This is a genomic window from Clostridium sp. SY8519 (genome assembly GCF_000270305.1).
Taxonomy (GTDB): domain Bacteria; phylum Bacillota; class Clostridia; order Lachnospirales; family Lachnospiraceae; genus SY8519.
In genome coordinates, this window is the sequence record NC_015737.1 from 1709519 (window position 1) to 1724442 (window position 14924).

The window sequence follows — 14924 nt, forward strand, 5'->3', positions numbered from 1 at the left end:
AAATGATTGTTTCATGTCATGGAAATCGTGTATAATGAAAAAATCTATTGGTTCAATAAATAAAGAAGTCTGGGAGTCTGAATATTATGAAAACAGGATTTGATAACGAGAAGTATCTGGATATGCAGTCCAGGTGCATCAGGGAAAGAATCAGTCAGTTCGGCGGCAAGCTGTATCTGGAATTCGGCGGCAAGCTGTTTGATGACTATCACGCGTCCCGGGTGCTGCCGGGATTTGAGCCGGACAGCAAGATCCGCATGCTTTCACAGATCAGGGATGATGTGGAAGTGGTCACGGTCATCAATGCGAACGACATTGAGAAAAACAAGGTGCGGGGCGACATCGGCATCACCTATGATCAGGATGTCCTGCGTCTGATTGACGCATTCCGCGGATACGGCCTGTATGTAGGCAGCGTAGTGCTGACCCGTTTTGCGGAACAGGAGAGCGCAGTTGCCTTTCAGAAAAAGGTGGAGGCGCTGGGCATCCGTGTGTACCGCCATTACAGCATCAGCGGCTATCCGAACAACATCCCTCTGATCATCAGCCCGGAGGGGTTCGGACAGAATGAGTACGTAGAGACCAGACGCTCCCTGGTGGTAGTGACTGCTCCGGGTCCGGGAAGCGGCAAAATGGCTGTCTGCCTGTCCCAGCTGTATCACGAGCATCAGAGAGGCGTGAAGGCAGGATACGCGAAGTTTGAGACGTTCCCGATCTGGAATCTTCCGCTGCAGCATCCGGTGAATCTGGCCTATGAGGCGGCCACCGCAGACCTGAATGATGTCAATGTCATCGATCCCTGGCATCTGGAGGCCTATGGGAAAACTACTGTGAATTACAACCGTGACGTGGAAGTGTTCCCGGTACTGAATGCCATGTTCCAGCAGATCTACGGCGAATCTCCCTACAAATCACCCACAGATATGGGTGTGAATATGGCGGGCAACTGCATCTTTGACGAAGCGGCAGTGCAGGCAGCCGCCGGACAGGAGATTATTCGCCGGTATTACAAAGAACGGTGCGATATCCGTAAGGGAACCGGTTCACAGGAAGCGCTGCAGAAACTGGAGCTTCTGATGCGGAAGGCAGGGCTGACAGAAGCGGACCGTCCGGTGGTCGCTGCGGCAGAAAGCAAATCGGAGGAGACCGGACAGCCGGCAGCCGCGATTGAGCTTCCAAATGGACAGATCGTTACCGGCAGCACAAAATCCCTGATGGGAGCCACTTCCGCGATGCTGCTGAACGCGCTGAAGGTCCTTGGAGGCATTGACGACCCGGTGCGTCTGATCTCGCCGGACGTGATACGGCCGATTCAGCAGCTGAAAGTCAGACATTTCGGCAGCAAGAATCCCCATCTTCACATCAATGAGATACTGATCGCGCTAACCATCAGTGCCGAGAACAGCAAAGAAGCCAGAATTGCCCTGGATCAGCTGGAAAAACTCAAAGGATGCGAAGCCCATTCCTCAGTCATTCTGTCCGGGGCAGATGAGGCCACCTTCCGTCAGCTGAAGATCAATCTGACCTGTGAACCCTGCTATCAGAGCAATAAGCTTTTCCATAAGTGAGACATTCCGGCAGGCAGAAAAGAAACTGCAGCAGGAAGCTTACCGAAGAAAAGACTGTACAGGAGAGTTTCTAACACAAAAAACGCCGGATGCAGCAGACAGCTGGATCCGGCGTTTTTTTTCTGTGTTTCTGTACAGATGATTTGTATCTGTGCACTTTTTGCCGTTTAGCGAAAATCTATGGGTACGGATGGGGAAACTTAGCGGGTTTTGGCGGAAACCGTACCGGATTTGGCGCTGGCGCAATTGCTGCCGTCAATCCGGTTGACCGCTTTGATACAGTAGTAGTAGGTATGTCTGCGGGCCAGCTTCGTGTTTTTAAAGGATGTGGAGGTAACGGTGGCAACCCGTTTCCAGGAACCTTTTTTAGAGGTTTTGCGGTAAACCCTGTAATAATCGGCATATGCCGCTTTTTTCCAACTCAGGGAAATCGATGTGGCGGCGCGGGATTTTACTTTCAGACCGGTTGGTTTGTCCGTGTACGGACGGGTGTAAGAGGCACTTAAGTATCCGGTTTTCCCGCTGTAGGAGACTTTGTACCATTTCATCCCGGTCTTGTCGTAAGTAAATGCAAGACGCTTCATCGTTTTGCCGGAAGGAATCACGGTCAGTTTCTGATAGCCGGTTCCGGCGTATTTGCGCAGGGACAGCGCGGTGGCTGTGCGCAGCTTTGACGCGGTTCCCGAGGTTGTGACCGCTTTGCGGGAGCTCTTGGAGCCGTATGTCTTGCGGGCGGAAGAATAGGCCCGTACCTTGAAGTAATATTCTTCCCCTGCTTTCAGCCCGGTGATTTTCCGGGAAGTTTTTGATGTGGTGTAGGAGCCCACATTGGTATGTCCGACCGCTTTGTAGAGGAAGACCTGGTAGCTGGAGGCGCCGGCTGCGGCATTCCAGGACAGAGTCACGGAAGAGCTGGTGACAGAGGAAGCTTTTACTCCGGTGACTTTTGCCGGTTTGGAGGAAGACGTGTCTTCCGGCCGAACACCGGCGCTGGCGGCATACCAGTAATTCAGATCCACGCGGCTGGAAATTCCGTTTACAGCGGCCTGGGAGGAACACTGCCAGAACGGTACGGCGCCCTGGTAGTAAGCGGAAGAACTTTTGTACGCAGAGGAGGAGTACCGCGCCATCCAGATGCGGTAGCCTTTTGAAGCCAGGGATGCACCGTCCATGTTGCTGACCAGGAAAGTGGAGCTGGCATAGACCATGGGCTGGTAGCCCAGAGATTCTGCCTCTGCGCAGAATGCGGCAGCCACGCTGGTCTGGGCGGATTTGGACAGGTCTGCATTTTCCAGGCGTCCGCCGCCGTTGACATATTCCACGTCGATTACCATGGGAAGATCCAGGGAATAACCGGTGGACTTGACCAGTTTGGCCGCATAGTCAGCCTCTGCCCTGCCCTCTGCTTTTGTAACCGCCTGAGAGAAAATATAGACGCCTACTTTCAGACCGGCCGCTTTTGCGTTTCGGATGTTTTCTTTGAATTTGACATCCTGAGCCAGCGCTCCGGTGGAACTGCCGCGGTAGCCGCAGCGGATAATCACGCCCTGCACGCCGGCGGCTTTGACCTTGGACCAGTTGATGGTTCCGTTGTGGTAAGACACGTCGATGACCGGAAGAATGGTTTTTCCGGATGTATTGCGGGAGTCGTGATAAAAGGTGAGCTTGGACGTGCTGCCGTATTTGTCCCAGGTGGTGACAGAGGAAGTGGACAGCTGCTGAATCCTGCCGCCGGCAGAGCTTTCGGAACGGGGGAGCACCTGTACGCCGGTGGATGCGGCAGTCTGATCTGCTGTGCCGGTGCCGGTTTCTGTATTGCTTTTTGTGCCGTATATCTGCTGGTAAGCCCGGAACCATTCCGGATCATCTTTGTTCCAGCTGTCCGGGCATTTGATCCCGGATACAACGGTATCGTCCGGAGTCTGACTGCCGTAGGTCTTCTTGTCCGCAGAGGACTGAAGCGCCGGTGCGGAGCTGTCAGAAGCGGAAGAATCATCCTGCGCAGCCACAGGTTCCGCCTGCAGGGCAGCGGGAGTTTCCGTTTCAGCAGTATTGGCCGCAGCGGATACGGCAGATGCTTCGGACAGGTCTTCGGAGCCTGCAGACGCAGAGGCAGCAGAAGCTGCGGTGCCTGCAGAGGAAGACGGGCGATCCGGAAGCGCTCCCGGAAGGAGAACAGACGCGGCTGCGGCAGCCGCTAAGGTAAGACTGTAGATGCGTTTCATAATTAAGATAGAACCTCCCTATATGGAAAAACTTTTAGCTCGTCATAAAATCGTAACATTTTTTAAATAAAAATGCAAATATTTCAGGCGGAGCAAGCTGCAGATTTTGATCCATTTGTGCCACAGATTTCCTGCATGCCCGCTTTACTTTGCAGGCGGCAGTTGCTACACTGAAATCAAGAACTGAAAATGAAGAAAACAGGTGCAGCTGTCTGGAAGGAGCAAGTGAAAAGGCGCACGGTAACCAGGGAAAATTTTGCATACGAGGGAGGAATGAAGATGCATGGAGAACGTCAGATTCTGTTTGTCAATGCCTGCGTCCGTCCGGAATCGAGAACCCGAAGACTGGCACAGGCTGTACTGGATGGCATGGCAGGAGTAGTTACTGAGGTGAACCTGGAGCAGACACCGGCGGCGCCGCTGAACCGGGAAAGCCTGGCAAAACGAAACCATCTGCTGCGCGCCGGGAATTATTCGGATGATTTCTTCGCCTTGGCCCGGCAGTTCGCGGCCGCGGATGAGATCGTGATCGCCGCGCCCTACTGGGATCTGGCTTTCCCCGCACTGCTGCGCGGCTATCTGGAGCAGGTGACAGTACCCGGAATCACTTTTGCCTATACGCCGGAAGGAATTCCTTACGGCTTGTGTCAGGCCTGCCGGCTGACCTATGTGACGACTGCCGGCGGACCGATCCTGGAGCACCAATATGGCTATGGCTATATACAGGATCTGTGCCGCACTTTTTACGGGATCAGAGAGGTGATCTGCCGTCAGGCGGAAGGGTTGGATCTGGTGGGCGCGGATCCGGAGGCAATTCTGGCAGATGCAGTCAGAGAGCTGGAGGAAATGGAATGAGAAAAAGAATACGCATCTTATCGGTGGCGCTTGTGGGAATATTTGCGCTGGGTCTGTATGTATACAGTGCAGCCCATGGGTACCGGGTGACGAATCTGACGTTTACGACGCCGTCACTGAAAAACGGGGAAGCGCCTTATGAGTATCAGGGCCTGCTTTATGAACCCGGAGATTTCAGAGTCAAACACCCGGTGATCATCATTGCCCATGGATACAACAGCAGCATGGCCAACTGCGAAGACGCGGCGGTAAAATATAACAAAGCAGGCTATGCCGTAGTGCTGTTTGACTTTGTAGGCGGGTCCCGCAAAAGTACAACCAGAGTGCATTCCAAAGATATGACCACGGTTACGGAAGTGACGGATATGGAACGGGTGCTGGAATGGGTGAAAAAACAGAAGCGTTTTGATCAGTCCAATGTCTTCTTAAGCGGCCAGAGTTTCGGCGGATTGATTGCCACTATGTGCGCGTCTCAGAATCAGGACGAAATCCGCGGGCTGGTACTGTATTACCCGGCTTATAATATGGTAGAGCAAGCCGGCGATTACCTGAAAAAAGCGGAACGGACAGACGGACTTGTGCCCTGGGACGGCCTTCTGGTCAGCGAACGGTATCTGAAGGAACTGCACAGCCTGGATATCAAAAAAGTGATTCGCAGTCTGACCAAAACAGACGCAATCATCATGCAGGGAGACTCGGATACGGAAGTTCCACTGGAATCCACGGAAGAATTTGTCCCGTATTTCCCGCAGGTAAGGTTGGTCAAAATCATCGGCGGAGAACATGGATTCAGCGGGACACAGCTGGAGCAGGCCTGCAAGGAAAGCGTCGGTTTCATGAATACCCATCTGGCATCTTCATAAACACCGGTCGGATATTTTCAGAAATACCATCTGATATCAGAAGTATATGCTCAGTCGAAAGTCATCACTGCCTGGTCTAGAAGGGTACCGTCGCTGCAGACCGCCGCCAGGAGGCAGCCCCCTTCGGTATCCTGCTTTTTCACCTGGATGCTGTCGCCGTAATACGCCTGGCTCAGATAGTGCATCTCAAAAGAAGTGATCGGATGCGTCTCATAAAAGTCGGGACCAAAAGCATCCATCAGCAGATAGATATGCTGCAGATTGTTCATGTGATGGGACACGTCCAGGTTGCAGTAACGGACGGTCTGCGTGTGGCAGTCTGTCATGGCTTCGGTTTCCTTGGGCAGGCGCTGAAAGTCCGGAATTTTTTCCGATGGTGCATGGAGGGAAAGCTCCGGGAACCGGATCTCACGGATGCGTGCCACTTTGCTGGTACCGATATGAAACAGGCAGAATTCCACTCTCCCAATGGCGCAGCATACGGAGTTCTGCCGGATTTCCACATCTTCCCAGAGGCGTACCCGGTCCAGTTTCGTAACGCGGGCAGTGATGGTAATGGGCGCAAATAATTCTGCTTTGCGGTTGATCCGCAGGGAATATTTTGTGATCATCCAGTTGATGCCGTACAGATCCGGCAGAACATCCATGCCCCGTCCCAGTTCATGAAGAAAGGAAGTGCCTGCCTCACAGATATATTCCAGAAATCCCCGCATGCCGATCCGGTAATCGGTATCCGTATCCCTGAGCTGCGGGCGGTGGTTGAATTGATAGATGCCAGAATGCATAGATGTGCTCCTTTGCGCTGTTTGGTCTGCGTGTGCTATCTGTCAGTATAGCATGCCAGGAAAAACTGTAAAGCAACGTCCGCTGCAGACAGCTGAAAAAAATTTTATCTGCGTTTCCAGAGAAGGAACTGCAGTCCGTTTTTCCGGACTCCTGTTTTGGTAAATTTACTGTTGTAAAGAAAATGCCGAAGGGCAGCAAAAACAAGGAGGGAAAGAAAATGACGGAACAGCAGATGGAACAGCTGAGAAAATTGAAAGATCTGTATGAACAGGGCATTCTGACTTCGGAAGAATACGAAGCAAAGAAAGAGAAGATCCTGGCAGAGGCGGAACAGGAGTTTGCGGATCGGATCTCCGCAGACACGCCGAACCTGGCCGGGGCGGATGCCGGCGGGCAGCGGATGCAGGAGGAGGAACCGGAGCAGCGTCGGCTTTTACGGAAAGCGCGGCCTGCAAAGTCACAGGAAAAAAAGAGCGGCCGTCCGAAAAAGCCGACTGGAACATCCGGCCGTCCGGCATCCAAACGTAAGAAACCGATTTACAAACGGGTCTGGTTCTGGATCGTGGTTGTTTTTGCGGCGCTGCTTGTGATCGGAGCAGTGTCAAACGGCGGCTCCTCAGATACCGGCGGAACATCGAAGTCTCAGACGGAAAGCGGCACCGCTTCAGGCGCGAAGGACTCCGCCGGACAGACGGATGCCTCCGATGACAGCAAAGAGGATGCCGAGGACAAGGTTACCGCTATTGCCGCCAGGTACACCGGGGATACCGAAAAAGGGACTGTACTGGATGAAGATAATACCGGAATCGAAGTGACCGCCACATATCAGAGCGGAAAAACCGAAGAGGCAGACGACTGGTTCGTAACCAAGCCCCAGACACTGAAGGCAGGAAAGACTTCTGTCGTAGAGATCGTATGCGGAGACGTGAAATGCCAGCTGAAGGTGAAATGCACATCAGAAACCAAAAAATCCTTCAAAGAATCCTGCAAGAAAATTCCGTATAAGAATCTGGCCAGAACACCGGATAAATATAAGGGAGAGCGCATCAAAATATACGGTCAGGTCATCCAGGTACTGGAAGACGGCGACCAGCTGAATCTCCGGGTGGCCACAAAGGACAGCGGCTACGGGGAATATTACGACGATGTGGTGCTGGTGGATTATACATACAAAAAAGGTGAGAGCAGAATCCTTGAGGATGATATGATTACAGTATGGGGAACCTATGGCGGCACCTATACCTATGATTCCACAATGGGCGGAAAAATCACCGTTCCGATGATGGAGGCAGAGTATTTCAGTGTGAAATAACGCTGTAATATATACTGCCGCAGCCGGCGGAGCATACAGGCGGTTATGGCGAAGGATTTTTGCTTCCGGGCGGAATCCTGCTTTACAGGGGATATAATGTGCGAAACTGGTATCAGCTGGTACAGATAACAAAGTTGATTACAAAGTTTTTTTAAATAATCCTTGACATCTGTACCAGTATCCCCTATAATTCTTTCTTGTAGCACGTATTTACATTGTGGCTGCGATAAGCGCGAGTGGCTCAGTTGGTGGAGCGCGACCTTGCCAAGGTCGAGGCCGCGGGTTCGAGTCCCGTCTCGCGCTCTTTCTTATTAGCTCTCAAACCCAGTAAACTGGTGTGCGACCCGTCAAGTAGACAATCAAAAAAACAAATAGTTTTTCTGCCTGGTATTCTGCCAGGCAGTTTTTATGCGACTTCCCGTAGTACCATTTCATGGTATTCTAACGGCGTCTTTACGTTCAAGTTTCTCTGAACTCGTTTGGTAGTGTAGTAGGCCATGTATTCTTCGATTGCTGAGATCAATTCTTCTTTTGTATTGAACTTATGTCCATAGTACATTTCACGTTTCATGATTCCCCAAAAGCCCTCCATAGGACCGTTGTCGGTGCAATGCGCTACTCTCGACATACTCTGTGTCATTCCGGCTTTTATGATTTTCTGTCGAAATTCTTTTGATGTATACTGATATCCTCTATCTGAATGAAATATCGGTGTCGCTCCGGGGTTGACAGCAACTGCTTTGTCGAACGTGTTAAATACAAGAGGATTATCGTTATGATCCCCATAAACGTATGCCACTGGACGCCTATCACATAAATCTAATATGGCACTAAGGTAAAGTTTCCCATTATTCTCTTCTTCACCACTCCCATATTTAAACTCGCTTACATCTGTAACCCATTTCTCATTTGGTCTATCAGAATGGAAGTCTTTGTTCAGCACATTTTCTGCTATATACGCTGGATCAGAAGCAGGCTTCGTACAGCAGTTATAGCGGTGTTTGATAATGGAACGTATTTTCTTTATGCGACAGATTCGGAGGATGCGTTTATCATTTGCCTTGATATCGTGGTCATGCTCCAATGTATCCCGAATACGTCTGTATCCCATATCTGGATGTTCATTGTGGATCTGTTCTATTTTTTCGGCAATACGTTCATTCAAAATATCGTTTTCGCTATCAGGTCGGTTCTTCCATTTGTAATAGGAAGCTCTTGAGATATGTCCGAGTTCACATAGCCGGCTGACTGGATATTCAGGATGTTCCTCTGAGAGCTCTTTTATCGTGATATAGATGTCCAGATGCTGTGTTCGTTTCAGTGTCACCTCCTCTCTACGGCGTCGAGTTTTTTTAAGAAATCAATCTCCATTTGTTGCTGCTTGGCCTGTGCTTTCAGCATACGGTTCTCTGCCTGGAGTTTTTCCAGTTCGGTAAGCTCCTCCTTGGGTTTTCTCCTCCCACGCTGGTCATATAGCCCCTCAATACCTGCTGTTTCATATTTTTTGACCCATGAATAAACTTGTCCATAAGAACAATCAAACTCTTTTGCAGTAAGTGAGTAGTTTTTTGCATTGGCAGTACAATGTTCTACAATAGCAATGCGCTCTTCCAAAGTAGTCTTTCTGCCCTTATTATTCTTTTTAACCATGAGATATTCTCCTTTCGGTCGGGAGTCTGTTAATTCCTCATGATTATTATACGCTTTTACCCAGTGACAGATAGTACCTGGAGATAAAATCCCATGCTTTTTTGCAAGTGATTGTTGAGATATGCCACCAGCAAGATACTCTTTAACGACCATTTCTTTGAACGCTGCGGAATAATTGAATAAATTACTGTTATGTTGCTCCAGACCGGCTTCTCCATATGCATCATAGGAATGCCACCAGCTGCGAATAATACTTGCTTCAATCCCATATGTCTTTGATAGCTTCCAGAAAGAGATTCCCTGATCTGTATGCTTTCTCAAGAGTTCTAATTTGAATTCTTTTGAGTACTTTTTTCTAGACATAATAAATGCTCCTCATGTGATAGATTTTGGATATTTTCATTGTCTACCATATGGGGAGCATATCAAACATGCGGGTTTGAGAGTTTTTCTTTGTAAAAAATGTTGAATGCCCTGGTCCCGTCTCGTACATGCAATCAAAATGGCGAAAAGAAAGAAGAGATCAGTTTGACGGATATCTTTCACGGCTTAAGCATTGAAAACAGGAATGAAAGAATGATATAAGCAGAATATTTATACGAATAAATATCTTTTTCGAACAATCATATTGACACGCTTAAAACAGCGTGTTATTATTTGTTTATGCTATTTATACGTATAAATCAAAGGTCGTAGTTTTTTGTTTGGAGGAAATAATATTATGAAATTTGGTTTAAGTTCCCTTGCCTGGCAGTCCCCGTTTTCAAACCCGATGGAGATTTTTGCAAAGGCGAAAAAATACGGATGTGATCTCTATGAGATCTGTGTCGAGGATTTTGATTCCATCGACGTTAATGAAATTAGCGAAGCAAAAGCAAAATTCCAGATTGAGACACCTACTATCTGCGGTGCGTTTGGAGACACCAGAGATATCTCTTCCGATAACCCGGAATATCGTCAGGGTGGAATCGAGTATATCAAAGGAATGGTTGACCTGGCAGTAAAGATTGACTGCAAGGTGATCGTTGGACCGATGTACTCTGCTTGCGGCAAAGCCCGTCAGATCAGTGAAGAAGAGAAAAAGCAGCAGTGGGACTGGGCAGTAGAGAACATGAAGATTGTTGCTGCTTATGCAAAAGAGCGCGGGATCCGTTTTGCAGTTGAGCCGCTGAACCGTTTTGAAACGGACTTTATCAATACGGTAGATCAGGCATTAGAGCTGATCCGGCGTGTCGGTGCTGATAACGTAGGTATTCTGCTTGATACGTTCCATATGAATATCGAGGAGTCCAATATCGTAGAAGCGATCCGCAAGGCAGGTGATAAGATTTATCATTTCCATACCTGCGCAAACAACAGAGGTATTCCGGGTGAAGATAACTTTGACTGGGATGCAATCTCAAAAGCGATCAAAGAGGTTGGATATGATGATTATTGTGTCATTGAATCATTTACGCCGGATTGCAAAGAAATCGCCAAATCTGCTTCTGTATGGCGCACATTCGCGGAATCACCGGAAGCAATTCCTGAAAAAGGAATTCCGTTCCTGAGAAAAACATTTGCATAATACCTGAAATGACATTTGTAATAATAAAGGAGTCGAATCATGAAGAAAGTATCAATCGGCAGCTGGGCGTTTACCGGCGAAAACTTTGCGGATAACCCAATTGATCTGGTAACTGTAGTGGAAGAATTGCATAAATTAGGATTTGATGGCATCAGTATGGGCGGTTTTGAGCCACATGCCAATCCAAAGAGATATAACACCCCTGAAAAACGCGCGGAGCTGGCAAAACTGCTGAACGATAATAAACTGGGCGTGGCTGATTACGCGGCAGACCTCTGGAGCGTTGATTCTCTGAAGCAGTCTGAGGAATGGATCGCGCTGTTTGAAGAAGCAGCAGAATTCTGCGATCAGATGGGTTTTAAAACCATCCGTGTGGATTCCGGTACACAGCCGATCCTTCTGGAAGGAATGACATACGAACAGTGTCGTGCAAAAATCGTAGATAACTTCAAACGCATTGCTAAGATCGCGCAGCAGTATGACCAGCAGGTGGTTTGGGAGTTCGAACCGGGATTTATGATCAACGAGCCGAAATACATCGTTGAAACATTTGAAGCAGTCAATGAACCGAATTTTAAGGTGTTATTCGATACATGCCACGCTTATATGTCTTCTGTTAAAGGTTCACGCCATATAGAGGAAGATAAGCTGGAGGGCGGAGTTCTTGAGTTTATTGAGTTGTTGGGCGATCGTATCGGTTTCGTTCATCTGATCGATTCTGACGGTACATTAAATGTTACCGATACCAGCACACATGTACCTTTTGGCGAGGGTAATGTGGACTTTGATCAGGTAATTCCTGCGCTTCTGGAAAAAGCAAACTTTGATGGCGAATGGTGGGCTATCGATCTCTGTGAGTGGCCGGATGCATGGAATGCGATCCGTAAGTGTAAAGAAGCGATAGATGGTTTTAACGAGAAGTTTTGTAAGTAGAGGAGTATAGAATGATGCTTGTATCAATGAACGAAGTCCTTAGAGAACCGTGTGAAAAAGGTTATGCGGTAGGTGCATTCAATGCTTATAATCTGGAAGCTTTGCAGGCAATCATCGAAGCTGCGGAAGAGACCGGCAAAGGAGTCATCATCAACTATGCGGAAGTGCATGCGCCGCTGATTCCGATTGAGGAGATTGCGCCGCTGATGATCCATTACGCTGAAAAAGCTTCCGTGCCGGTATGCCTGAACCTGGATCACGGGACGACTGTAGAGTCCTGCATGCAGGCGATGCGTCTGGGATTCACTTCCGTTATGATCGATTGTTCTGCGTTAAGCTACGAAGAGAATGTTGAGACGACTGCGCTGGTAACACGCCTCGCGCACAGCGTAGGCGTTTCCGTGGAAGCTGAGCTTGGTCATGTATTCACATCTGACATTGGTATGGAAGGCGTGGAGGAAGACGACGCTGAGCAGATGGATGTGTCCAGCATGTACACAGATCCGGATACAGCGAAGGATTTTGTAGAGAAGACCGGTGTAGATGCGCTTGCTATCTGCTTTGGTACGGCCCATGGCATTTATAAAACGAAACCGGTATTGGATTTAGACCGCATCACGGAAATCAGAGAAAAGATTGATATGCCATTCGTTATGCATGGTGGTTCCGGCCTGAGCAAAGAAGAGTTCCAGACTGCAATCCGCAACGGTATCCGCAAAGTAAATTACTATACCTATATGGCTTTGACCGGCGGTAAAGCAGTCAAAGATGCAATGGATCAGGTCAAAGAAGGCGAATCCGTATTTTTTCATGACATTCCAAAGATTGCGCGCGAAGCGATGAAGAAGGATGTCGTTGAGGCAATCCGTATCTTCAGTTTAGAAGCATAAGAAATGGAGCAGATAATGGCAGTTAATCAAAAAGGAATTGCGGTAGCAGGTTCCCTGATTGCAGATCTGGTCTATACCACTGACACCTATCCGTCACCGGGCTTTCTGGCTAATATTCTGGAACAGACCTGGAATGTAGGCGGAAGCGGCAATATGATCCTTGATCTTGCCAAGATGGACCCGGAACTTCCGGTAAAAGTCAGTGCTGTGATCGGTGAAGACGCTGCAGGCAATATGCTCTGGGAGACACTGAACAGTTTTCCGAATATTGAAACAGATAACATCATGCGCGGAGGTCTAAGCTCCGTTACGCATGTTATTCATCCGGCCGACACCAAACAAAGAACATTCTTCTTTCAGGCAGAGGCGAGCAATCGGTATGACGAGAGTTATATTGATTGGGAGAAACTCTCGGCTGATATTTTTGTACTGGAATACCTTCTGCTGATGAAGAAGGTGGATGAGCCGGATGATGAGTATGGTACACATGGCGCAAGGATCCTTCACGATGCGCAGCAACGGGGAATGAAGACGGCCATTGATGTCGTCTCCGAGCAGGGTGACCGCGCAAAGAGTATTGTAAAACCGGCTTTAAAATACACCAGCTATTGTGTGATCAATGAGCTGGAGGCAGAGGCAATCACCGACATTGCAGTTAATGCTGACAATGTTGCGATCGTGTTGAAAGAGATCCGGGAAATGGGTGTTTCTGACTGGGTGGTGATCCACACGGCATCCGATGCTTATGGCCTGGATTGCAGAAACGACAGCATTGTTCATGTGCCGAGCCTGTCTTTGCCTGACGACTATATTAAAGGCAACACCGGCGCCGGTGATGCTTTCTGCAGCGGTATTCTGTACGGTGCGTATTCCGGCATGGATCTGGAAACTTCCATCCGGTTTGCCGTTGCCTCCGCAGCGTGTTCTCTGTCTGAATTAAATGGGACCGATGGTCTGCGCAGCGCAAGCCTGATCTGGGAACTGGAAGCAAAATACAGAAAAACTGATCATTAACAGATACCCCTCCCCTATACCTCATAAAAACACAGGACAGCGACTTTTGGTCGCTGCCCTGTGTTTTTTGTAAAATATTACGCGGATTCTCTGGCAAGCAGGGAAGGTGTTAATGGTTCTGATTCAGACAGGTCCTTATCCTCAGTTGGAAACAGAACATCCAGGATGCGGGAACAGATTTCTTCCAACGGCTGTGCAATAGTCGTTATAGCCGGGATAAAAATCTGTGAGGGCGGGATATTATCATATCCGATGACCCGGAAGTCTTCAGGAACCCGCTTGCCGAGTGATTTCAGTACGCGGATCAGGCCCATTGCGATCAGATCAGAGGTTGTGATGATTGCTTCGTAATCACTCTTGGCTATTTCAGCGCCGATCCGGCAGCATTCCTGATAGTAATCTTTTTCGTTATCGAGATAAAGGGTGTTTGCCGGATCAAAGCAATCGGCTTCTTTCATTGCTTCTGTATGTCCGCGGTAGCGTTCCTGCAGAGCGTCGACAACGACGGTCTGGTTGATATAGGCGATCTTCTTAAGCTGCTGGTTCAGCAGATACTTAGTTGCAAGGTGTCCACCGGCAAAGTTGTCCGTCTGAATATTCGGAATGCCGATCTGTGTACAATGGCTTCCGCCTTCCAGTGCGATGACGGGTTTGCCGGAATTCTTGAGAATATCCCAGTTAGCCGGATCCGTAAACTGATATAACACGATAATGCTATGGACATTATTCGCAAGCAGACGCTGGATGATGTCGCTTTCATATTTCGCATTATATGAAGTAATGTAAACCATGGTATGGTAATCGGACTGGATCAGCAGATTCTCAAGATACTCAATGATGCCGGAATAGTATTGATTTACGATGTCGGGCAGGATGATTCCTACAATCGTAGAGGAATTCGTTTTCAACGCCCTGGCAGCGTAGTTCGGTGTGTAATTGAGTTTCTGAATCGCCTCGTTAACCCTCTGCTTTACTTCGTCTGATATATTTGCTGAATTGTTGATCACATAGGATACGGTAGCCTGTGTGACGCCTGCCAGCTTGGCCACATCCTTCATGGTTGTGCGTTTTTTCGTCATAATTGAAATCTCCTAATTAAGGTTTGATGTATTGATTATACGATTAAATAGAAATAAATGCAAGAATTGCTCTTGCACAAATATTCATAGAACCAGGGAGCTGACAAGATAAGAATTGTGCACAAAAAAAGATCTTTGATAATTAGAATAATCACCAAAAATAGTTTTGTTGGATAAAAGCG

13 protein-coding genes and 1 tRNA gene are annotated in these 14924 nt (G+C 48.6%); 9 read left to right on the forward strand and 5 right to left on the reverse strand.

The features are described from left to right. Window positions 1–86: 86 nt before the first annotated feature. Window positions 87–1568 carry a DUF1846 domain-containing protein gene (locus CXIVA_RS08030; RefSeq protein WP_013977512.1) on the forward strand — a complete coding sequence of 494 codons (1482 nt, stop codon included), beginning with the start codon at window positions 87–89 and terminating at the stop codon, window positions 1566–1568. 200 nt (window positions 1569–1768) lie between these two features. On the opposite strand, the gene CXIVA_RS13445 is transcribed toward CXIVA_RS08030, so the two are convergent. Beyond that, window positions 1769–3793 (reverse strand): GH25 family lysozyme, encoded by a 2025-nt coding sequence (locus tag CXIVA_RS13445; protein ID WP_013977513.1) that lies wholly within the window; start codon window positions 3791–3793, stop codon window positions 1769–1771. Between the two features lie 279 nt (window positions 3794–4072). On the opposite strand from CXIVA_RS13445, the gene CXIVA_RS08040 reads away from it, so the two are divergent. Both CXIVA_RS08040 and CXIVA_RS08045 read left to right on the forward strand, forming a co-directional pair. After that, window positions 4073–4648, forward strand: coding sequence for an NAD(P)H-dependent oxidoreductase (locus tag CXIVA_RS08040; protein ID WP_013977514.1), 576 nt, complete (start codon window positions 4073–4075; stop codon window positions 4646–4648). Continuing rightward, entirely contained in the window at window positions 4645–5511 is an 867-nt protein-coding gene (locus CXIVA_RS08045; protein ID WP_013977515.1) for an alpha/beta fold hydrolase, read from the forward strand. Before CXIVA_RS08040 ends, CXIVA_RS08045 begins: the two co-directional genes overlap by 4 nt. A 50-nt stretch (window positions 5512–5561) precedes the next feature. Here CXIVA_RS08045 and CXIVA_RS08050 read toward each other — a convergent pair whose 3' ends face one another. Then, entirely contained in the window at window positions 5562–6296 is a 735-nt protein-coding gene (locus CXIVA_RS08050; protein WP_013977516.1) for an acyl-ACP thioesterase domain-containing protein, read from the reverse strand. 218 nt (window positions 6297–6514) lie between these two features. Here CXIVA_RS08050 and CXIVA_RS14205 point away from each other — a divergent pair, with 218 nt between their 5' ends. Next, window positions 6515–7609: an SHOCT domain-containing protein gene (locus tag CXIVA_RS14205; protein WP_013977517.1), complete on the forward strand. Its 1095-nt coding sequence runs from the start codon at window positions 6515–6517 to the stop codon at window positions 7607–7609. 230 nt (window positions 7610–7839) lie between these two features. Beyond that, window positions 7840–7912: transfer RNA gene (locus CXIVA_RS08060), tRNA-Gly, on the forward strand. Between the two features lie 103 nt (window positions 7913–8015). Here the strand turns inward: CXIVA_RS08060 and CXIVA_RS08065 are convergent. Beyond that, complete coding sequence (locus CXIVA_RS08065) at window positions 8016–8936, reverse strand: IS3 family transposase (RefSeq protein WP_013977518.1); 921 nt, start codon at window positions 8934–8936, stop codon at window positions 8016–8018. Then, window positions 8933–9622, reverse strand: coding sequence for a helix-turn-helix domain-containing protein (locus CXIVA_RS08070; RefSeq protein WP_013977519.1), 690 nt, complete (start codon window positions 9620–9622; stop codon window positions 8933–8935). Before CXIVA_RS08070 ends, CXIVA_RS08065 begins: the two co-directional genes overlap by 4 nt. A 358-nt stretch (window positions 9623–9980) precedes the next feature. On the opposite strand from CXIVA_RS08070, the gene CXIVA_RS08075 reads away from it, so the two are divergent. The 4 genes from CXIVA_RS08075 to CXIVA_RS08090 are packed head-to-tail and all read left to right on the forward strand — an operon-like array spanning window position 9981 to window position 13663. Continuing rightward, a complete protein-coding gene (locus CXIVA_RS08075; RefSeq protein ID WP_013977520.1) occupies window positions 9981–10826 on the forward strand; it encodes a sugar phosphate isomerase/epimerase in 846 nt (281 codons plus the stop codon). 39 nt (window positions 10827–10865) lie between these two features. Continuing rightward, window positions 10866–11759, forward strand: a complete 894-nt coding sequence (locus tag CXIVA_RS08080; RefSeq protein WP_013977521.1) for a sugar phosphate isomerase/epimerase family protein — start codon at window positions 10866–10868, stop codon at window positions 11757–11759. An 11-nt stretch (window positions 11760–11770) separates the two neighbouring features. Beyond that, on the forward strand, window positions 11771–12649 hold the full coding sequence (locus CXIVA_RS08085; protein WP_013977522.1) for a class II fructose-bisphosphate aldolase: 879 nt from the start codon (window positions 11771–11773) through the stop codon (window positions 12647–12649). Between the two features lie 15 nt (window positions 12650–12664). Continuing rightward, window positions 12665–13663 (forward strand): carbohydrate kinase family protein, encoded by a 999-nt coding sequence (locus CXIVA_RS08090; RefSeq protein ID WP_013977523.1) that lies wholly within the window; start codon window positions 12665–12667, stop codon window positions 13661–13663. Between the two features lie 77 nt (window positions 13664–13740). On the opposite strand, the gene CXIVA_RS08095 is transcribed toward CXIVA_RS08090, so the two are convergent. Then, the gene (locus CXIVA_RS08095) at window positions 13741–14742 is read right to left on the reverse strand and encodes a LacI family DNA-binding transcriptional regulator (RefSeq protein WP_013977524.1); all 1002 of its coding nucleotides are present in this window, start codon (window positions 14740–14742) and stop codon (window positions 13741–13743) included. Window positions 14743–14924: the final 182 nt, after the last annotated feature.